Source organism: Cellulosimicrobium protaetiae (assembly GCF_009708005.2).
Taxonomy (GTDB): domain Bacteria; phylum Actinomycetota; class Actinomycetes; order Actinomycetales; family Cellulomonadaceae; genus Cellulosimicrobium; species Cellulosimicrobium protaetiae.
Genome location: NZ_CP052757.1, coordinates 1,111,890 through 1,132,722, shown reverse-complemented (window position 1 = coordinate 1,132,722; position 20,833 = coordinate 1,111,890). Strand labels below are relative to the sequence as shown.

Here is a 20,833-nt window from a genome sequence, read left to right as displayed (position 1 = left end):
CGCTCGCGCGCAAGCCCGCTCGCCAGAACTTGAGTCCACCAGGCTCAACCTTCACTCAGGGCGAACTATTCCCTGCTCGTGGCGGCCGCCCGTGACCGTGCCCGCTGGCGCTCGCGGTGGAGCGCATACTCCTCCTGCCAGTCCGTGGCGAGAGCCATGTCGCGGCGACGGACCTCGTCGACCGACAGCTCGACGGGGAATCCCCAGGTGTCCGCGAGCACGAACAGGTCGCCCCCCGTGACCGTCGCGCCCTGGAGCTTCTCGAGCTCCCGGAGACCGCGGTGCACCGTGCGACGGAACCGCGACTCCTCGTCACGGAGGACCGTGCCCAGCTCCTCGCGTTGCGCGATCAGGCCCGGGTAGGTGTCCCCGTACGCCTCGGCCACGACGGAGACGAGCTCGTCGGCGAAGCGGTCGTCCAGGCCGAGGTGGAGGGCGTGCACCACGGCCCGGCGGACGAGCCGCCGCAGGACGTACCCGTGCGCCTTGTTGCCCGGGCGGACCCCGTCGGCAGCGAGGAACGTCGCGGCGCGGACGTGGTCCGCGATCACGCGGAACGGGCGCGGGTCGTCCTCGTACACGCGACCGCTGAGCGTCTCGAGCCGGTCGACCAGCGGGCGCAGGAGGCTCACGTCGAACACGTCTGGCGTCGCCAGGGCGGCCGCGGCGATGCGCTCGAGCCCGCCCCCGAAGTCGATGCTCGGCTCGTCGAGGAGGACGAAACCTTCGCTCGTGCGGCGGTAGCGCATGAACACCTGGTTGCCGATCTCGACGAACTGTCCGCCCTCGCTCGCGGGATGGGGCGCACCGGTCGACGGGTCGTGGTGCTCGGGGCCGAGGTCGTAGAAGACCTCCGAGTCCGGCCCGCAGGGGTCGCCGACCGGCGTGCCGTCCAGGCCCCCTCCCCGGCTCCACCAGTTCTCCTCGGCGTCGTAGAGGAGGACGCGACCGCCGCGCATCCCGTCACGGTCGCCGTCGGCACGGGACCCCACGTCCACGAGCGGTGCCGCGATCCCGTGCTCGGCGAGCACCGTGACCCAGGCGCGCGCCGCGTCGTCGTCACGAGGGATCCCGTGCTCGGGCGCCCCGCGGAAGCACGTGACGTACAGGCGCTCGAGGTCGACGCCGACGTGCGCGAGGAACTCGACGAACCAGCGGACCTGCTGCTCCACGTCGGCGGACCCCAGGCTCCAGTTGCCCAGCATCTCGAAGAACGTCGTGTGCCGCCGGTCCCCGACCTCGTCGATGTCCTGGGCCCGCACGCACGGCTGCGAGTCGACCAGGAGGGGGCCGGCGTCGTGCTCCCGGACACCCAGCAGGTAGGGCATCAGCGGCTGCATCCCGGCACCCGTGAACAGCGTCGTCGGATCCTCGCGCAGCACCAGGGGCGCTCGCTCGATCACGGCGTGCCCTCGTGAGGCGAAGAACTCGAGGTAGGCCGAGCGGATCTCCTGGGCGTTCATCCCATCGACCCTAGGGACCGCGTCCGACGCCTTCCAGGGCAATACACCGCCGCGGAGGGCCTCACCGGCCTTACAGCAGCTCGACGTCGTCGGCCTGCGGCCCGCGGTCGCTCTGGCGGATCCCGAACCGGACCCGGTCACCCTCCTCCAGGACCTCGTCGTCCCGCACGACCGACACGTGCACGAACAGGTCCTCGCCCCCGGCGTCGGGCGTGATGAAGCCGAAGCCGCGGTCCGCGTCGTAGCGCGCGACGGTGCCCTCGCCGCCGCGCACCGGCCTGCCGGACCCGCCCGGACGGCCAGAGCGGTCCGAGCGGCCCTGACGGTCGGGGCGACCACGGTCTGCCGACGAACGCCCGCCCCCGGAGCCGCGCACGAGCTGCACGTTGCGGGCGTTCGGCCCCTTGTCGCCCGCGACGACGTCGTACGTCACGCGCGCGCCCTCAGCGAGCTCGGTCAGCCCTCGACCCAGGGCGCTGACGTGCACGAAGACGTCGTCGCCGCCCCCGTCGGGGACGACGAACCCGAAGCCCTTGACGTCGTCGTACCAGGAGACGGTGCCGTCCGCGCCGTCGGTCGCGGGCTGCGCGGCCTGTGCCCCGAGCGGGAGCAGGTGGTCCGCCTGCGGGCCCCTCTCGCCCTCGACGACGAGGAACGCGACCCGCTGCCCCTCCGCGACCACGCCGCCCCCGACGATGGCCGAGCTGTGCAGGAAGATCTGGTCGCGACCGCCGTCGGGCGTGACGAAGCCGTACCCCTTGGTCGGCTCGTACCAGGCGACGGTACCGAGGACGCCCAGGGTCGCGTCGGCGGCCCGGTCGCCCGTGACGCGGACGCGGCGCGCCTGCGGACCGCGGTCGCCCTCGCCCACCTCGAACTCGACGGCCTGCCCCTCGCGGAGCACCTTCGGCCCGTCGTCACCGACGATCTCGGACGCGTGGACGAACAGGTCCTCCGCGTCGTTCCCGAGGTCGATGAAGCCGAAGCCTCGGTCGGCGTCGAACCAGCGGACAGTTCCTTGGGGCACGGGGGGACTCCTCGTCTCGGCAGGGGTGCTGTCGTCCATTGTCCCCCGGCCCGACCGCGCCCGGGCCCCGGCCGACACCCGGGCGACGCCGACGGACCGAACCCCCTGGTCACAGGTCGATACCTCCCACGGCGTCGGCTCCCGCGTCGAGCACCACTTGACGAACGGGGTCCTGTGCGGGTTCATAAGGAGTGCATCGTTAAGTTCCCTGAGAGTTTGATTCGACCTGCAACGGAGCAGACATGAACAGACTTCGCACCGCCGCCGCGGCACTGGCCGTGGCCCTCGTCTCCACCCTCTCCCTGGCAGCCGCACCCGCCTCCGCCGAGGAGGTGCTGGCGAACGGGGGCTTCGAGACGGGCACGCTCAGCCCCTGGACGTGCTCGGGTTCCTCGGGCGCCGTCGTCTCCACCCCCGTGCGGACGGGCACCAAGGCGCTCCAGGCCACCCCGGCGGGTCTCGACAACGCACGCTGCACCCAGACCGTGCCGACCGTCGCCGGCAACTCCTACACGCTCTCCGCCTGGGTGCGGGGCAGCTACGTCTACCTCGGGGTCGCGGGCGGCGCCTCGACCTGGACCCCGAGCGCGACCGACTGGACCCGGCTCACGGTCACGTTCACCGCCGCGAGCAGCACGACCCAGGTGTACCTCCACGGCTGGTACGGCACCGGCGCCTACCAGGCGGACGACGTCTCCCTCCAGGGCGCGGGCGGCCCGCCGCCCGTCGTCCCGGGCACGCCGGGCACTCCCGCCACGGGCACGGTCACCCCGACGTCGGTCGCCCTCTCGTGGGGCGCGTCGTCGGGCACGGTGACGGGCTACCGCGTCTACGAGGGCAGCACGGTCGTGGCGACGGCCACGGGCTCGTCGGCGACCGTCACCGGGCTCGCCGCCTGCACCCCGCACACCTACACGGTCGCGGCCTACAACACGGCGGGCGAGTCGCCCCGCTCCGGGAGCGTCTCGGTCACGACCACCGGCTGCGGGACCGGGGTCCCCGGGGCGCCGGGCAACCTGCGCGTCGCGACGACCGCCGACACCTCGCTCGGCCTCGCCTGGACCGCGTCCACCGGGACCGTCACGGGGTACCGCGTCTACGAGGGCACGACCCTGCGGACGACCGTCGCCGGGACGAGCGCGACCCTGACCGGGCTCGCGGCCTGCTCCAGCCACACCTACACGGTGCGCGCCTACAACGCGACGGGCGAGTCCCCGCCCGCCACGGTGACCGGCTCGACGAGCGGCTGCCAGACCGGGGCCCTGCCGAAGCACCTGCTCACGGGCTACTGGCAGAACTTCGTCAACGGGGCCACGCCGCTGCGGCTGTCGGCCGTCCCGACGTCCTACGACCTCGTCGCGGTCGCGTTCGCGGACGCCGTCCCGAGCACGCCGGGCGCCGTCACGTTCGGCGTCGACCCCGGACTGTCCGCCGCGCTGGGCGGCTACACGAACGACCAGCTCCGGGCCGACGTCGCGACGCTGCACTCCCGCGGGCAGCACGTGATCCTGTCCGTGGGCGGCGAGAAGGGCACGATCTCGGTCGGGAGCGCGTCGGCGGCGTCGGCCTTCGCGACCAGCATGATCGGGCTCATCGACACCTACGGGTTCGACGGCGTCGACATCGACCTCGAGAACGGGGTCAACCCGACGTACATGGAGCAGGCGCTGCGCCAGATCCGTGCCGCGGTCGGGCCCGACCTCATCATCACGATGGCGCCGCAGACCATCGACATGCAGTCGACGGGCGCGTCCTACTTCCGGCTCGCGCTCGCCGTCAAGGACATCCTCACGATCGTCCACACGCAGTACTACAACTCGGGCACGATGCTCGGGTGCGACCAGATGCAGGCCTACGGGCAGGGCACGGTCAACTTCCTCACCGCGCTGTCGTGCATCCAGCTCCAGAGCGAGCTGCGACCCGACCAGGTCGCGCTCGGCCTGCCCGCCACCACCCAGGCGGCGGGCGGAGGGTACGTGAACCCGACGGTCGTGAACGACGCGCTGAGCTGCCTCGCCGCGGGCACGCGGTGCGGGAGCTTCGTGCCCCCGGCCCGGTGGCCCGACATCCGCGGGGCGATGACCTGGTCGATCAACTGGGACGCGAGCAACGGGTACGCGTTCGCGAGGTCGGTCGACGCCCACCTGGCGGGCATGCCGTAGCCCCGCACCGTCCTCGGACGAGACGGGAGAAGTGGCCGCTGCGGACCGGTCCGCAGGGGCCACTTCTCACGTCTCGACCCGGCGTCCGGCAGGAGGACACGACCCGGGTGCGCGACGACACCCCCTGGCAACCTCTCCCTGGCACGCTGTGCGCGTGACCGCCGCTCCGGACCAGCCTTCGCTCGCGCGCCGCCTCGGCACGACGGACGCCGTCGTCGTCGGGCTCGCGTCGATGGTCGGCGCGGGCGTGTTCTCGGCGTTCGCCCCGGCGGCCGCCGCCGCGGGGACCGGGCTGCTCGTCGGGATGCTGCTCGCCGCGATCGTCGCGTACGCGAACGCGACGTCGTCGGCCCAGCTCGCGGCGCAGCACCCCACGTCGGGCGGCACGTACGTGTACGGGCGCGAGCACCTCGGGCCCTGGTGGGGGTACGTCGCCGGGTGGGGGTTCGTCGTCGGCAAGACGGCGAGCTGCGCGGCCATGGCGCTCGTCCTCGCGGCCTACGCCGCCCCGCCCGGGTGGGAGCGACCCGTTGCCGTCGCCGCCGTCGCCCTGCTCACCGCGGTGGGCTACCGGGGCGTGACGCGCACGGCGCGGCTCGCGCGCGCGATCGTCGCGGTGGCGCTCCTCGCGATCGCGACGGCCGTCGCCGCGAGCCTCGCGGGCACGGCGCCCGCGTGGTCCGGGGTGCTCGACCCCGACGGAGCGCACGGCGGCTGGTACGGCGTCCTCCAGTCCGCGGGGCTGCTGTTCTTCGCGTTCGCGGGGTACGCGCGCGTGGCGACGCTCGGCGAGGAGGTGCGCGACCCGCGCCGCACGATCCCGCGCGCCGTCCTCGTGTCCCTGGGGGTCGTCGTCGTGCTCTACGCGGTCGTCGCGGCGGTCCTGCTCGCGGTGCTGGGGCCGGACAGGCTCGCGGCGTCCGCGGCGCCGCTCGCCGACGCGGTCGCGGCCGGGTCGTGGGCGTGGGCCGGCGCGGTCGTGAGCGTCGGTGCCGTTGCCGCGAGCGCCGGCGCCCTCCTCGCCCTGCTGGCGGGCGTGAGCCGCACGGGCCTCGCGATGGCGCGCACGGGCGACCTGCCCGGGTGGTTCGCGGCGGTGCACCCCGTCCACCGGGTGCCGCACCGGGCCGAGCTCGCGGTCGGGGCCGTCGTCGTGGTGCTCGTGCTCACGACGGACCTGCGGGGGGCGATCGGGTTCTCGTCGTTCGGCGTGCTCGTGTACTACCTCGTGGCGAACCTGTCCGCGCTGCGGCAGACCGCCCCGCACCGCCTGTACCCGCGCGCGCTGCAGGTGCTCGGCGCGCTCGGCTGCGTCGTGCTCGTCGTGACGCTCCCGCTCGCGAGCGTCGCGGCGGGAGCGGCGGTGCTGGCGGTCGGCGTCGCGCTCCGGGCACTGCGCGTGCGGTCGTGACGCGAGATCGGCCTGCCCGTCACCAGATCGACCTCCCGAGGGTCGACCTCGGGCGTACGGGTCGATCTGGTGGCTCGGAGGATCAGGCCGTCACGCGGCGCGGTCGAACCAGTCGAGCGCGAGCTCCGCAACGTCCTCGGGGGCGTCGTCGGTGATGAAGTGTGCGGCGTCCGGGACCCAGGCGAACTCGACGCGGTCGGCGTAGCGCTCCGGGCGGCGGCAGATGCGGCCCATGAGCTCCTCCGTGGTGGGGTGGTCGAGCCGTCCGTAGACGACGAGCGTCGGTACGGTGAGACGTCGGCGGCGGTACACGCCTCTCATGATGCGCAGCACCTCGGGCAGGATCATGCGGCGGGTGAGGGTGCGCACCGCCCCGTCGATCTCGGGGCGCTGCAACGGCGCGAGGTGCGCGTCGACCGTCGCCTCGGACATCGGCCGGGCGGCGTACCGCGGGGAGAACGTCCCGCGCAGCGAGGCGCCCGGCCGGTGCCAGATGAACTTCGGCAGGTGCTGGAAGGCCGGCAGCAGCCTCGGGCTGAAGGTGAAGAAGCCCGGCGGGACGGAGAGCTGCACGGCGGTGCGTACACGTTCGGGGTGGTCGTAGGTGAGCTGCATCGCCGTGATGACGCCCATGTCGTGCGAGACGAGGTGGGCGCGCTCGACGTCGAACGCGTCGAGGAGGGCCAGGAGGTCGCGAAGCCGGGTCTCGCGCTCGATCCGGGGGTCGTCGGCCGTCGTCCATCCCGCCCCACGCAGGTCGGGGCACAGGACGCGGTACCCCGCGGCGGCGAGGACGGGCGCGACCTCGTGCCACTGCCACCAGTGCTCGGGGAACCCGTGCAGCAGCACGACCGGCTCGCCCGTGCCGAGCGTCGCGACGTGCGTGCGCAGGCCCGGGGTCTCGACGACGAGGTGGTCGAAGCCGGGTGCCTCGGGGAGCGGCGGGGACCAGGCCCGGGCGTCGGCCGGACGGGTGGTGCGGGGCTGCTGCGTAGCCATGGCGACTCCTTCGTGCGACCGGACTACTATGTTCATAGTAGAACGGTCGAGAGAGGGAGTCGATGGCTGCAGCCACCCGAGAGCGAGCGCTCGACGCGGCCGTGGAGGTGCTCGGTGCGGACGGCGTGCGCGCGCTGAGCCATGCGCGCGTCGACCGACGCGCAGGCCTCCCGCCCGGGTCGACCTCGAACTGGTTCCGCACCCGCCGGGCACTGCTCGCCGGCGTCGTCGACCGGATCGCCGAGCAGGAGCGAACCGACTTCGACGGGGCCACGATGCCGGAGATCACGAGCGTCGACGAGCTGGTCGACGGACTGTGCGCCATGACCGAGGTGCAGACGGGCCGGTTCTCCGCGCGCACCCGCGCCCGCTACGTGCTCTTCCTCGAGCTCGCGGACGACCCCGAGCTCGGTGGCCCCCTCCGGCAGCAGCGGCACGCGTTCGAGCGGTGGACCGAGCGCATCGTCGTCGCCGTCGGCATCCCCGACCCCGTCCCGGCGACCCGGGCGCTCATGGGGCTCTGCGACGGGCTGCTCCTGCACCGCCTCACCGTCGACCCCGGCCTCGACCTACGCCCCGCGATCGAGCGCGCGGTCCGTGCCCTCGCGGCGTCGTGACCCCGCCGACCCGCCTGCGCCCGCAGCCCGGCTGCAAGAAGAGGGGGACCGGGAACACGATCGAGTCATGACCGGACACGAGCCCACGCGCACGACGGCACCCCTGGTCGCCGCCGCGACCCTCCTGGCCGCCGGTCTCACCACCGCCTGCACCGCCCCCGACGGCGGGGCGGTCGGCAGCCCGGGTCGCGACGGTCCCGGGTCGGACCCGGTCGGGCTCGTCGGGATGTGGCGGGTCTCCGGCGCGGACGGCGAAGGCCTCGAGACGTGACTACGGCTCGACGCGGGGCAGTACATGCTCTGGGGCGACTGCGGCGGGTACGTAGAGGGCGGGTGGGAGGCGGCGGGCCGGGCCTTCGTCGCCTCGGACCCGTACGGCGCCGCCGCGGCGTGCGGCGCGGCCGGGATCCCCGAGGTCCCCTGGCTGCGCGCGGTGGTCGCCTACGAGCCCGACGGGGAGGGCTGGCGCCTCCTCGACACGGACGGCGACGTCGTCGCCGGGCTGCAGGTCGACGGCGCCCCGGCCCCGATCCCCGACGCCGCGGAACACTTCGCGCAGGCCCCCGACGTGACCGACGACGTGCGCGCGGCGTTCGACCCGCCCGCCCCGCTCCCGGACGGCATCGAGCCCGCCGCCGTACGGGACGTCGTCGGGCGGTGGGAGCCGGACGCGCGCCACTCCACCGACCCGCACGTCGTCTTCCACGAGGACGGGACCTGGTCCGGCTCCGACGGGTGCAACGGCGGCGCGGGCGCGTGGGCCCTGGACGACGGCGGCCGCCTGCTCGCCACCTCGGGCCTGCAGACGTTGATCGCGTGCGACGGAGAGGGGGTCCCCGGCTACGTCGGCTCGGCCGCCCGTGTCGGTCTGGACGGCGGTCGGCTGGTGCTCGTCGGCCAGGACGGCACGGAGATCGCGCGCCTCGTCAGGGGATGAGACCGCTCCACCGGGGATCGACCCGAGCGGTCGAGATCGGCCCACAGGTGGTCGATCTGGGACGTGCGAGTCGATCTCGACGTCAGGTCTCAGGTTCGGGGTCCGACGGGGCTCCCACGGCGTCGTCGGACTCCACGACGCGGGACGACCCGCCCTCGTCGCCCGGGTCGGGGATGCCTCGCTCGTCGGGGCCGTACGTCCGGCCGGTGTAGCGCGGGCGCAGGAAGTTCTCCGCCGAGAGGACCTCGTCGACCTGCTCGGGGGTCATGAGGCCCCGTGCCACGACGACGTCGCGCACGGACCGCCCGGTCGCGGCGGCCTCCGCCCCGACGAGGTCGCCCTCCCGGTGCCCGATGATCTCGTTGAGGAACGTCACGACCCCGATGGACCGCAGCACGTGGGCGCGCATCACCTCCGCGTTGGCCGTGACGCCGTCGACGCAGCGCGTGCGCAGGGTCTCGCACGCCCGGGTCATGAGCTGCAACGACTCGAACAACGACTGGGCGAGGACGGGCTCCATGACGTTGAGCTGGAGCTGCCCCGCCTCGGCGGCGTGCGTGATCGTGACGTCGTTGCCCATGACCTTGAAGCACACCTGGTTGACGACCTCGGGGATCACGGGGTTGACCTTCGCGGGCATGATCGACGACCCGGCCTGCAGCTGGGGGAGGTTGATCTCGTGCAGCCCGGCACGTGGCCCGGAGGACAGGAGCCGCAGGTCGTTGCAGATCTTCGACAGCTTGGCCGCGAGCCGCTTCACCGCGGAGTGCACGGCGAGGTACGCCCCGTTGTCGTAGGTGGCCTCGACCAGGTTCACGGCGGGCACGGCAGGCAGCCCCGTCACGGCGGCGAGGTGCCGCGTCGCGACCTCGGGGTACCCCGGCGGGGTGTTCAGGCCGGTGCCGATCGCGGTCGCGCCGAGGTTCACCTCGAGCAGGAGCTCGGCGGCGACGTGGAGGCGGCGGATCTCCTCGTGGACGTTCACGGAGAACCCGGCGAACTCCTGGCCCAGGCTCATCGGGACGGCGTCCTGGAGCTGGGTGCGGCCCATCTTCAGCACGTCGGCGAACTCGTCGGCCTTCGTGTCGAACGCCCGCGCGAGGAGCGCGACCTCGTGCACGAGCCCGTCGACGAGCGCGAACGCCGCGAGGCGGAACCCGGTCGGGTAGGCGTCGTTGGTGGACTGCGACCTGTTCACGTGGTCGTTCGGGTTGATGACGTCGTAGCGGCCCTTGGGGAACCCGGCGAGCTCCAGCGCGAGGTTCGCGACGACCTCGTTGGTGTTCATGTTGACGCTCGTGCCCGCCCCGCCCTGGAAGACGTCGACGGGGAACTGGTCGAGGCAGCGGCCGTGGTCGAGGATCTCGTCGCACGCGGCGACGATGGCGTCGGCGACGTCCGTCTGGATCGCCCGCAGCTCCCGGTTCGCGAGCGCCGCCGCCTTCTTCACCATGACCATGCCGCGCACGAGCTCGGGGATGTCGCTGATCACCGTGCCGGAGATCTGGAAGTTCTCCGTGGCACGCAGGGTGTGGATGCCCCAGTACGCGTCCGCCGGGACCTCCCTCGTCCCGAGCAGGTCCGCCTCGACCCGGGTCGCACCGCTCGCCACCATGCCCCGACCGTAGCGCTCGCGGCGGGCCGCGACCCGGCGAGGGCGGCCGGGCGCGCGGTCGAGCGGTGGCCCTCAGTCGCGCGGCACGTACTCGAACCGGTCCACCCGCACGACCGACGCCGTCGGGCGGCCCTCGCTCGTCGCGTGGACGCCGAGCCACAACCCGAGGAACCCGCCCGCGGCGACGCTGTCGAGCGTGCGACCGTCCACGGTCGCGAGCAGCTCGAGCGGCGCGCCGTCGTCGTCGCCCGCCGGACCGGCGACGAGCCCGTAGTCCTGACCGCGCACGCGCAGCCCGACGACGACAGGCTCCATGGGCGCGACGCCCACCGTGGTCTCCCCCACCGTCTCGTCCGTGCCGCCGCGGCGGTGCACGGCGACGACGCGGCGCTCGGCCCCCGGGCCGCCGTCGACCAGGAGCCGCACGTGGTCCTGCTCCGACTGCCGCACGACGACGCCCGCACGCTCCCCCGCGACGGCAGGGGCCCGCAGCGTGACGGTCACGTCGACGTCGCGGTGCTGCTGGCGCACGCCGACGAACGCGGGCGCGCCCGGCTCGGCGAGCGTCGTCGGCCGCACGGGCAGGTCCCAGCCCTCGCCGCCCGGGGTCGCGACGTCCCGCGGCACGGCCCGTACCGCGCACCAGCGCGGGTCGTCCGGGCCGACGACGCCGCTCACCCCGCCCTGGATCGCCGGCCGGGGCGCCACGCCCGCGAACGGGACCTCCACGACGTCGGGCACGCGGCCCTCACCAGGCGCGAGGACGGGCCAGCCGTCCTCCCACACGACGGGGACGAGGAACGTCTCGCGCCCGAGCGGGTAGTGGTAGCCGCCGTACGGGCGCATCGCGAGGAGCACGGCCCACCACGACCCGTCGGGCGCCTCGACGAGGTCCGCGTGCCCGACGCCGACGACGTCCGTGCCGCGCCCCAGGTGGCGGTGGGTCAGCACGGGGTTGGCCTTGTTCCCCTCGTACGGGCCGGTCACGGACGACGCGCGCGCGACGGACACCGCGTGGTGGAAGTCCGTGCCGCCCTCGGCCGCGAGCAGGTAGTACGTCCCGTCGACCTTGTAGAGGTGCGGGCCCTCGGCCCACACCGCGCCCCGCACGGCCCCCGTCCACACGACGTGCTCCGGGCCGACGAGCGTGAGCGTCGCGAGGTCGAGCTCGCGCACCCAGACCTCGGTCTGGTGGAACCACTCGGGCTCGGCCGCGAGCCGGGTCCCGTGCAGCCACGCGCGGCCGTCGTCGTCGAAGAAGATCGACGGGTCGATCCCGGCGACCCGCTCGCCGTCCTCGTCGCGCAGCCACACCGGGTCGGACCACGGCCCGGCCGGGTCGGTCGCGGTCATGACGAAGTTGCCGCCCCGGGAGTCGTCGTCCGGGTCCACGAGCGTGCACACGACCCAGAACGTGCCGTCGTGGTGACGCAGCGTCGGCGCGTACAGGCCGCCTGACGGGCGGATGCCGTCGTAGTCGAGCTGACCCGACCGGTCGACGACGCCCCCGACGTGCTCCCACGTCGCGAGGTCGCGGCTGCGCAGCACGGGCAGGCCGGGCAGGTACTCGAACGTGGACGTGACGAGGTAGAAGTCGTCGCCGACGCGGCAGACCGACGGGTCGGGGAAGCAGCCGGGCAGGACCGGGTTCCGGACGAGCGTCATGCGCGCTCCCCCGCCTCGACCCGCTCCGAGACCTCGACCGCGACGAGGCGCTCGTCCGCGGCCGTCACCTCGTGCACCGGCCCGGTCACGGCGAGCGTCGCGCGCGCGGTCGCCGCGCCGGGCACGACCCGGCGCTCCGCGGCGGCGGACTCGTTGACGATCGCGCCGCCGGTCGTCGACCCGAGGTCGCCGACCCCGGGGGCGGCGTCGACCGCGCCCGCGTGCGCGCCGACCCACACCTCGACGTCGCCCGGCTCGACCACGCGCACGAGGCGGCGGTCGGAGAACGCGAGGCGCGTCGTCGGGACGCGGAAGTCCACGCGCCGGGACTCGCCCGCGGCGAGGTCGACGCGCGCGTACCCGAGGAGCTGCGCGACGGGTCGCGGCACCGACCCCACGACGTCGCGCGCGTAGAGCTGCACGACGTCCGTTCCCGCGACGTCGCCCGTGTTCGTCACCGTCACGGACGCGGCGAACGTCCCGCCCGCGGCGACGCTCGCGTCGACCTCCAGGTCCGCGTACGCGAACCGCGTGTACGACAGCCCGAACCCGAACGGCCGCACGGGCGTCGGGTCCGCGGACGTCACGTCCGACGGCCCGCCGAGCACGGGGTGCAGGTAGGAGAAGGGCTCCGCCCCGCCCGCGCGCGGGAGCGACACGGGCAGGCGGCCCGACGGGTTGACGGCACCCACGAGCACGTCGGCCACCGCGCGCCCGCCCTCCTCGCCGGGGAAGAAGCCCTGCACGACGGCGGCCGGGCGGCCGGGGGTCGCGCCGTCCGCGCCCGCGTCGTCCCCGAACGCCCAGCCGATCGCGTACGGACGGCCCGTGAGCAGCACGAGCACGACGGGCGTGCCGGTCGCGACGACCTCCTCGACGAGCCGGCGCTGCACGCCCGGGAGCTCGAGCGACTCGGCGTCGTTGCCCTCGCCGACCGTGCCCCGCCCGAACAGACCCGCCTCGTCGCCCACGACGACGACCGCGACGTCCGCGGCGCGCGCGACGTCCACCGCCTCGGGGATCCCCGAGACGTCGTCGCCGTCGACCGCGCAGCCGAGCGCGTAGGTCACGTCGGTGCCCGGGAGCGCCTCGCGCAGCGACTCCAGGACCGTCGGCAGGGCGATGCCCGCCGGCGTGCCGGGGTGGTGCGCGAGCACGTGGTTGACGAACGAGTAGCAGCCCATGAGCGCCTCGGACGAGTCCGCGTCGGGCCCGACGACGGCGACCCGCCGGGGAGCGGTCGTCCCGCCGTCCGCGGCGGTTCCGCTGTCGGGGACCACGGGCCGCACGAGCGGCAGCACGCCGTCGTTCGCGAGCAGCACGAGCGACTCCTGCGCGAGGCGGCGCGCGGTGGCGCGCTGCTGGGGGGTGTCGAGGTCGATCGACGTGGGCGGCTCGTCGGCGTAGGCGGCCGGGTCGAGCAGGCCGAGCTCCTCCTTCTGGTCGAGGAGGCGCAGGACCGCGCGGTCGACCCATGCCTCGTCGAGCGCGCCCGACCGCACGCGCTCCGCGAGCGGCGCGAGGTAGGCGTCGCCCGTCGGGAGCTCGACGTCGAGGCCGGCCTGGAGCGCCTGCGCGGCGGCCTCCCCGCGGTCGGCCGCGACGCGGTGCATGACCTCGAGGAACGCGACGCCGAAGTAGTCGGCGACGACGACGCCGTCGAACCCCCACCGCTCGCGCAGGACACCCGTGAGGTACTCCTCGCTGGCGTGCAGCGGCACCCCGTCGACGTCGACGTACGACGCCATGACCGACCGGGCGCCGCCGTCGCGCACGGCCATCTCGAACGGCGGGAGGTAGACGTCCGCGAGCTCGCGCGGCCCCGCGCTCACCGGCGCGTGGTTGCGGCCGGCGCGCGAGCCCGAGTACCCGACGAAGTGCTTGAGGGTCGCGTGCACGCCCGCGTCCTGGAGGCCGCGCACGTACGCCGTGCCCACCGTGCCCACGAGGTACGGGTCCTCGCCCACGCACTCGTCCACCCGGCCCCAGCGCGGGTCCCGCACGACGTCGAGAACGGGCGCGAGGCCCTGGTGCACGCCGAGCGCGCGCATCGACTCCCCGACCTCGCGCGCCATCTCCTCGACCAGCGCCGGGTCGAACGACGCGCCCCACGCGAGCGGCGTCGGGTACGTCGCAGCCTTCCACGCGGCGAGGCCCGTGAGGCACTCCTCGTGCACGATCGCGGGGATCCCCAGGCGGGTCTCCTCCTTCAGCCGGCGCTGCTCCGCCCACAGCCACGCGGCGCGCTCCGCGGGCTCGACGGGTCGCGTGCCGTAGACGCGCGTGTAGTGCCCCATGCCGTGCCGCGTGATCTCGGCGAGCCGGCCGCCGTCGGCCTGGCCCGCCGTCATCTCCGACTGCATCGGCGCGACCGTGCCGTTCTGGTCGAGCCAGTAGCCCACGAGCTGGGCGAGCTTCTCGTCGAGGGTCATGCGGGCGTGGAGCGCGCGCACGCGCTCGGAGACCGTGGGCATCTGCGGCGGCCCGGGGTGCGGGGCAGGCGCGATGGCGGCACCCGGCTCCGGGCTGCCGGTGGGGGCCGTCGGGACGGCGGGTACGACGTCGGTCACGGGACCGTTCTCCTTCGATGGTGGCCCCGCCCGCGCAGGGCGCGCGGGCGGGGACGGGTGCGCGGACGAGCGGGCGGTCAGCCCTTCACGGCTCCGGAGAGCCCGCCGACGATGCGCCGCTCGAACAGCGAGAAGAAGACGAGCGCGGGGATCATCGACAGGGACGTGAAGGCGAGCACGCGGGCGGTGTCCACGGAGTACTGCGACGCGAACGCCTGCACGCCCAGCGGGAGCGTGTACGACGTCTCGTCGTTGAGGATGAAGAGCGGGAGCATGTAGCTGTTCCAGCTCGCGACGAACGCGAGGATCCCCACGGTGATGACGCCCGGCAGGGACAGCGGCACGACCATGCGGAAGAAGAACCCGAGCCGGCTGGCCCCGTCGATCGACGCCGCCTCCTCGATCTCGCGCGGGATCGCGCGCAGGAACGGGACGAGGATGATGACGGTCGTCGGGAGGGCGAAAGCGATCTGCGGCAGCACGAGCCCGCCCACGGAGTTCATCAGGCCGAGCGAGCGGATCATGATGTACAGCGGGGTGATCGCGACGGTCATGGGGAACATGAGGCCCGCGGCGAACAGCGCGTACAGCGCCCCGCGCCCGGCGAACGAGTAGCGCGCGATGACGTAGCTCGCCATGAGGCCGAGGACGACGACGCCGAGGGTCGTGAGCAGCGCGGCGACGAGCGAGTTCCCGAGCTGCTGCCAGAACAGCGAGCTCGTCAGGACCCCGACGTAGTTGTCGAGCTGCCACGGGTCGGGCAGGCCCGACGGGTCGGCCGTGATCTGCGCGTTCGTGCGGAACCCACCGACCACGATGTACGCGATCGGGGCCAGGCACACGCCGACGAGCAACCACGCGACGACGTAGGTCAGGGGGCCGCCCCGCCCGATGCCGGAGCCGCGCGGCTCCTTCGGGAGCTTGGCGCCGGGGGCACGCTCGGGCGCGGGCGCCGCGGTGACGGTGGCCATCACTTCTTCCCTTCCGTGATCGCGCCCTCGGTGTCACGGCGCAGGACGTACCGCTGGTAGACGAGCGCCACCGCGAGCGAGATGAGGAACAGCACCACGGCGACCGCGCTGCCGTACCCGTAGTTCCCCGCGTTGCGGCCGTTCGCCACCATGTAGGTCGCCATGGTCGACGTCCCCGCCGTCGAGGCCACGTACTGGCCCCAGATGATGTAGACGAGGTCGAAGAGCTGGAGCGAGCCGATGATCGACAGGAACGCCCAGATGCGGACGGTCGGGCCGAGCAGCGGGAGCGTGACGTAGCGCTGCGTCGTCCAGTACGACGCGCCGTCGATCGCCGCGGCCTCCCCCAGCTCGTCGGGGATGCCCTGCAGGCCCGCGAGGAAGAGGATCACGGCGAAGCCGATGTACTTCCACGTGATGATGAGCAGCAGGGTCCAGATCGCGACGTCGGGGTCGGCGAGCCAGTCGACCGAGAGGAACCCGAGACCGATCTTGTCGAGCAGGTCGTTCACGGCGCCCGTGGTCGCGAGCATGAGGCTGAAGCCCGTCCCGACGATCACCTCGGACACCACGTACGGCACGAACACGAGCACGCGGATCACCGAGCGGCCGCGGATGCGCCGGTTGAGCATGAGCGCCACGACCACGGCGACCGGGCCCTGGAGCACGAGCGACATGATGACGATGAACGCGTTGTGCCCCAGCGCCGCGAGGAACTCGGGGTCGCGGAAGATGATGAGGTAGTTGTCGAACCCGACGAACTCCGTCGGCGGGCCGAAGCCCTTCCACTTGAAGAACCCGTAGTACGCCGCCATCACGACGGGGACGATGACGAAGGTCAGGAAGACGACGAGCGCGGGCCCGGCGAGCACCGCGATCTCGGCCCGCTGCCCCCAGCGCCCGCGGCGCGGGCGGTGGGCCCGCGCCGCGGCGGCCGGGGGCGGCTGCACGGCGCCGGCGCCGCCCCCGGCCCGGTCCTCGGGCGTCGTCGTGCTCGGCGAGGTCTCGCCCTGGGACACGCTCATGGCTGGTGCTACTCCTTGGCCGCTGCGTCGTTGACGGCCTGGACGATGTCCTCGGGGCTGCCCTGGCCGGCCAGCAGGTTGACGACGGCCGTGTTCAGGGCGTTGCCGATGTTCTGGCCGTAGAGCGTGTCGAGCCAGACGGAGACGTACGGCGCCTCGTTGTACGCCTCGAGGATCGAGACGAGAGCCGGGTCGGTGACGACGCCCTGCGCCTCGGAGCTCGCGGGGAGCGTCTGGAACGCGTCGGCGTAGGCCTCCTGCGACTCCTTCGACAGCGCGAAGTTGAGGAAGTCGGCGCACTCGTCCGGGGCGTCCGCGGAGCACGAGTAGCCGTCGACGCCGCCCATCATCGCGCCGGGCTCGCCCTCACCGTCCTCGACCTCGGGGAACGGGAACCACTGGAGGTCGGGCAGCGGCTGGCCGTCGGGCGTGAGCGAGGCGATGACGCCCGGGTCCCAGGCGCCCATGAGCTCCATCGCGGCCTGGTGGTTCGCCAGCAGGCCGGCCGACGAGCCGGCGCCCTGCTGCGCGGAGGTCGTGAGGAAGCCCTCGTTGAACGGCTCCGTCGCGGCGAAGTCCGCGAGCGCCTCGCCGGCCTCGGTCCAGCACGGGGCGTCGAACGTCCGCGTGGAGGCGGCCTCGTTCATGGTGTCCTGAGAGCAGTAGCGCAGGGCGAAGAAGTAGTACCAGTGCGCGGCCGGCCACGCGTCCTTGGCGCCGAGGGCGATGGGCGCGACGCCGCTCGCGCGCAGCTTCTCGTTCGCGGCCTCCAGGTCGGGGATCGTCGCCGGGTTCTCGGTGACGCCCGCCGCCTCGAACAGGTCCGCGCTGTAGAACAGGCCGCCCGGCAGGATCGACACGGGCACGCCGTAGACCTTGTCGTCGACGGTCATGGCGCTCAGCGAGCCGCCGACCGCCTCCTTCACCGCCGGGTCGATCAGGTCGGTGAGGTCCTTGGCCTGGCCGGCCTCGACGACGTCGGCGAGCTTGCCGCCGCCGCGAGCCATGAAGATGTCGGGCGCGTCGCCCGAGTTGAGGGCCGTCTGGAGCTTGCCGTCCATGTCCTCGTTCTGGATGGCCTGGATCTCGATCGTGACGCCGGGGTTCGCCTCCTCGAACGCCGCGACCGTGTCCTCCCAGTACGCCTTGCCGTCACCGGTCGTGGAGTTGTGCCAGAAGGTCATCGAGACCGAGCCGTCCTCCGAGCCGGAGTCGCCCCCGCCTCCGCAGGCCGAGAGCGCGAGCGTGCTCGCCATCGCGACGGCGGTCGCCGCCAGGAGCTTTCGAGACTTCATCGTTCCGTCCTCTTCGTCGAGTCGCACAGGGCGCACGCTGCCTCGAGCGCGCCGGGCCGCCTCCGCGTCGGGGCCGCCACGGCGACTCTCGCAGGCGGAGGGTCGTCGTGTCAATCGTTATCGATAACGTTTTACACACGACGGGTGGGACGAGGCGGGCGACGAGCCCCGCACCCCGGGGCACGGGCTACTGTCGTCCCCATGCGCCCCACGGGAAGAGTCACGATCGGTGACGTCGCACGCGACGCCGGCGTCTCCGTGGCGACCGTCTCCAAGGTCATCAACGGCCGGTACGGGGTCGCCGTCGAGACCTCGCGCCACGTCCAGGAGGTCATCGACCGCCTCGGGTACGAGTCGTCGATCGTCGCGCGCAGCCTGCGCAGCAGCCGCACCAACGTCATCGGCATCCTCGTCGCCGAGTTCGAGCCGTTCTCCACCGAGCTGCTCAAGGGCATCTCCGAGGCCGTCGACGGCACCGGCTACGAGCTGCTCGCCTACTCCGGCGGCCAGCGCCGCGACGACCGCGTCGGCTGGGAGCAGCGCTACCTCTCCCGGCTCGGCGGCACGCTCATCGACGGCGCCATCCTCGTCACACCGACCGTCGTCGCGCCGGGCAGCTCCGTCCCCGTCGTCGCCGTCGACCCGCACCGCGGCCCGTCCGGCCCCCCGACCGTCGACTCCGACAACCTCGCCGGCGCCCGTGCCGCGACCGAGCACCTGCTGTCGCTGGGCCACCGGCGCATCGGGTTCCTCGCCGGCCGCCCCGACCTGGAGTCCGCGCGCCTGCGCGAGCAGGGCTACCGCGAGGCGCTCGCCGACGCCGGCGTCCCGTTCGACCCCGATCTCGTCCGCGTCGGCGGCTACCGCCCCGACCTCGCCGACTCCCCCGCGCACGAGCTGCTCTCGCTCCCCGAGCGCCCCACCGCGATCTTCGCCGCCAACGACCTCTCCGCGATCCGCACCATGGAGGTCGCCGCGGAGCTCGGTCTGCGCGTGCCCGACGACGTCTCCGTCGTCGGGTTCGACAACGTCCCCGAGTCGGCGCTCACCACCCCGCCCCTGACGACGGTCGACCAGCCGATCCACCGCATGGGCGCCGAAGCCCTGCGCCTCATCGTCGACCTCGTCGAGGGCAACCCCCGCGAACCCCACGTCCGCCTCCCCACGACCCTCGTCACCCGCGGCACCACCCGCCCCCTCTGACCCCCCCCGATCACCCGATCACCGGTCGCGCGAGAGAGAACCGCGGTCCCGCGAGAGAGACCCGTGGTCACGCGAGATAGACCCGTGGTCACGCCAGGTAGAGCGGTCGTTCGGTCTCGGGAGTGCGGGTCGGGCCTGGGCCCGTCTTGCTCGTACGGGCGCCGGTGGGCCACCCACCATGGGCGCGTCGTGTCCGACGACGGTCGGCCGCTCACCGCGACCGAGTCACCTGACATGGTCGACCAGGCGGTCCTGGCAGGTCGAGCAGGCGATCCGGGTGCGTCAGAAGAGCACGACGCGCCCAGACCACCTGCTCGACGGCGGGGGCCCGGCGCGCGGGCGGTCGCCTGAGGTGAGCGGCGACCAGGGTGAGGCGATACCGGGCGGGGTGGGTGGTGGTGCCGCGTCGTGGCGGGCCTGGCGGGAGCCGCGAGGAACGAGCGGCGGATGGTAGACGCGGCACCACCACCCACCCCGCCCACCCAAGGCGACCAGACCGCCGTCGGGCACGAGAACCAGGGCTCTACCTCGGCCAACCACGGTTCTACCTCGCGCGACCACGGTTCTATCTCGGCAGACCAGGGTTGGCGGTCTCAACTGGTCATCGCAACATCCTGATTCGAGGGGTGTTTTCGGATGGTGCGTGGTGGGGTGTCGGTGCCGCGGCAGTGGCGGCGGGAGTTCTGGCGGGCGTTCGTCGATGGCGTGCCTGTGGTCGCGGCGGCCGCGGGGGTGGGCGTGTCGACCCGCACGGTGCAGGCCTGGATCGCTGAGTCTGGCGGGGTGCCTGATATCGATCTCGCCGCGCCCACGGGCCGGTTCGTGTCGTTCGAAGAACGCGAGCGGATGGCGTTGCTGCGTGCCGAGGGTCATTCGTACGCGGCGATCGGGCGGCGGCTGGGCCGTCCACGCTCGACGATCTGGCGTGAGTTGACCAACCCGGGCCGGCGGGCGAGCGATGGTCGGTATGTGCCCTCGGTCGCGCAGGCCCACCGCGACCGGCAGGCCGCGCGTCCCAAACAGGATCGGCGCAAGCTCGCGCTCGACCCGCGCCTGGCGGGCTATGTCTGCGACCGGCTGGACGGCACCGTGCGACCGGACAGCCGCCGCGCACGGGTGTGGAGCCCGCAGCAGATCGCGAACCGCCTCCCGGTCGACTTCCCCGATGATGAGTCGATGCGGATCAGTCACGAGGCGATCTATCAGGCGTTGTATGTCCAGGGCCGTGGCGGGCTGCGCGCCGAGCTGCACACCGCGCTGCGGACCGGACGCGCCCGCCGCCGCCCTCGGGCCCAGGCCCGCACCAAGCGTCAGGGGCAACGCCTGCTACCGCCCGATGTCCTGATCAGCGAACGCCCGGCCGAGATCGCCGACCGCGCCGTGCCGGGCCACTGGGAGGGCGATCTGATCATCGGTGCCGGCAACAAGTCCGCGATCGGGACCCTGGTCGAGCGCAGCACCCGGTTCGTGATGCTGCTGCACCTGCCGCACGGCTACGCCGCCGAGCAGGTCGCAGAAGCGATGCGGACCAAGATCCGGGCCCTGCCCGAGCACCTACGACGCACCCTCACCTGGGACCGGGGCCGAGAGATGACACCGAACGTCGGCATCGACATCGGATTCACCGATCCCATCGACCTGTTCTTCTGCGACCCGCACGCACCCTGGCAGCGCGGCAGCAACGAGAACACCAACGGGCTCCTACGCCAGTACTACCCCAAAGGCACCGACCTGTCCGTGCACCCCGCATCCGACCTCGAAGACGTCGCAGACGCCCTCAACACCCGACCCCGCCAAACCCTCGGCTGGGCCACCCCCGCCGAGAAGCTCGCCGCGCTACTCTCACCAACCTGACCAACCCGATGTTGCGATG

At 73.4% G+C, this 20,833-nt stretch carries 16 protein-coding genes; 7 read left to right on the top strand and 9 right to left on the bottom strand.

Annotated elements, in window-relative coordinates:
- Positions 1-65 precede the first annotated feature (65 nt).
- Complete coding sequence (locus FIC82_RS04845; RefSeq protein WP_154797774.1) at positions 66-1,463, bottom strand: alanine--tRNA ligase-related protein; 1,398 nt, start codon at positions 1,461-1,463, stop codon at positions 66-68.
- Positions 1,464-1,533: 70 nt separating this feature from the next.
- Positions 1,534-2,490 (bottom strand): cold-shock protein, encoded by a 957-nt coding sequence (locus FIC82_RS21240; protein ID WP_168731493.1) that lies wholly within the window; start codon positions 2,488-2,490, stop codon positions 1,534-1,536.
- 242 nt (positions 2,491-2,732) lie between these two features.
- Between FIC82_RS21240 and FIC82_RS04835 the strand changes: the two genes are divergently transcribed.
- Together FIC82_RS04835 and FIC82_RS04830 are read left to right on the top strand one after the other, a co-directional pair.
- Positions 2,733-4,652: a glycoside hydrolase family 18 protein gene (locus tag FIC82_RS04835; RefSeq protein WP_154797772.1), complete on the top strand. Its 1,920-nt coding sequence runs from the start codon at positions 2,733-2,735 to the stop codon at positions 4,650-4,652.
- 154 nt (positions 4,653-4,806) lie between these two features.
- A complete protein-coding gene (locus FIC82_RS04830) occupies positions 4,807-6,063 on the top strand; it encodes an APC family permease (RefSeq protein WP_256390409.1) in 1,257 nt (418 codons plus the stop codon).
- A gap of 90 nt (positions 6,064-6,153) precedes the next feature.
- Here FIC82_RS04830 and FIC82_RS04825 read toward each other — a convergent pair whose 3' ends face one another.
- Complete coding sequence (locus FIC82_RS04825; protein ID WP_154797771.1) at positions 6,154-7,062, bottom strand: alpha/beta fold hydrolase; 909 nt, start codon at positions 7,060-7,062, stop codon at positions 6,154-6,156.
- Positions 7,063-7,124: 62 nt separating this feature from the next.
- On the opposite strand from FIC82_RS04825, the gene FIC82_RS04820 reads away from it, so the two are divergent.
- The 3 genes from FIC82_RS04820 to FIC82_RS04810 all read left to right on the top strand — a co-directional run bounded on the left by FIC82_RS04820 (position 7,125) and on the right by FIC82_RS04810 (position 8,616).
- Positions 7,125-7,679, top strand: coding sequence for a TetR/AcrR family transcriptional regulator (locus tag FIC82_RS04820; protein ID WP_154797770.1), 555 nt, complete (start codon positions 7,125-7,127; stop codon positions 7,677-7,679).
- 67 nt (positions 7,680-7,746) lie between these two features.
- The gene (locus FIC82_RS04815; RefSeq protein WP_154797769.1) at positions 7,747-7,950 is read left to right on the top strand and encodes a hypothetical protein; all 204 of its coding nucleotides are present in this window, start codon (positions 7,747-7,749) and stop codon (positions 7,948-7,950) included.
- A gap of 24 nt (positions 7,951-7,974) precedes the next feature.
- Positions 7,975-8,616: an META domain-containing protein gene (locus FIC82_RS04810; protein ID WP_154797768.1), complete on the top strand. Its 642-nt coding sequence runs from the start codon at positions 7,975-7,977 to the stop codon at positions 8,614-8,616.
- A gap of 82 nt (positions 8,617-8,698) precedes the next feature.
- Here the strand turns inward: FIC82_RS04810 and aspA are convergent, their stop codons facing one another.
- The 6 genes from aspA to FIC82_RS04780 all read right to left on the bottom strand — a co-directional run bounded on the left by aspA (position 8,699) and on the right by FIC82_RS04780 (position 17,757).
- A complete protein-coding gene (gene aspA / locus FIC82_RS04805) occupies positions 8,699-10,231 on the bottom strand; it encodes an aspartate ammonia-lyase (RefSeq protein WP_154797767.1) in 1,533 nt (510 codons plus the stop codon).
- Between the two features lie 72 nt (positions 10,232-10,303).
- A complete protein-coding gene (locus FIC82_RS04800) occupies positions 10,304-11,896 on the bottom strand; it encodes a glycoside hydrolase family 43 protein (protein WP_154797766.1) in 1,593 nt (530 codons plus the stop codon).
- The gene (locus FIC82_RS04795) at positions 11,893-14,370 is read right to left on the bottom strand and encodes a beta-xylosidase/alpha-l-arabinosidase (RefSeq protein ID WP_154799836.1); all 2,478 of its coding nucleotides are present in this window, start codon (positions 14,368-14,370) and stop codon (positions 11,893-11,895) included. Before FIC82_RS04795 ends, FIC82_RS04800 begins: the two co-directional genes overlap by 4 nt.
- A 173-nt stretch (positions 14,371-14,543) precedes the next feature.
- Positions 14,544-15,437, bottom strand: coding sequence for a carbohydrate ABC transporter permease (locus tag FIC82_RS04790; RefSeq protein ID WP_154797765.1), 894 nt, complete (start codon positions 15,435-15,437; stop codon positions 14,544-14,546).
- On the bottom strand, positions 15,437-16,462 hold the full coding sequence (locus tag FIC82_RS04785; RefSeq protein WP_154797764.1) for a carbohydrate ABC transporter permease: 1,026 nt from the start codon (positions 16,460-16,462) through the stop codon (positions 15,437-15,439). Before FIC82_RS04785 ends, FIC82_RS04790 begins: the two co-directional genes overlap by 1 nt.
- 8 nt (positions 16,463-16,470) lie before the next feature.
- Positions 16,471-17,757 (bottom strand): extracellular solute-binding protein, encoded by a 1,287-nt coding sequence (locus FIC82_RS04780; protein ID WP_154797763.1) that lies wholly within the window; start codon positions 17,755-17,757, stop codon positions 16,471-16,473.
- Positions 17,758-17,958: 201 nt separating this feature from the next.
- Between FIC82_RS04780 and FIC82_RS04775 the strand changes: the two genes are divergently transcribed.
- Both FIC82_RS04775 and FIC82_RS04770 read left to right on the top strand, forming a co-directional pair.
- Positions 17,959-18,960, top strand: coding sequence for a LacI family DNA-binding transcriptional regulator (locus tag FIC82_RS04775; RefSeq protein WP_154797762.1), 1,002 nt, complete (start codon positions 17,959-17,961; stop codon positions 18,958-18,960).
- Positions 18,961-19,596: 636 nt separating this feature from the next.
- The gene (locus FIC82_RS04770) at positions 19,597-20,814 is read left to right on the top strand and encodes an IS30 family transposase (protein WP_154797467.1); all 1,218 of its coding nucleotides are present in this window, start codon (positions 19,597-19,599) and stop codon (positions 20,812-20,814) included.
- Positions 20,815-20,833 lie beyond the last annotated feature (19 nt).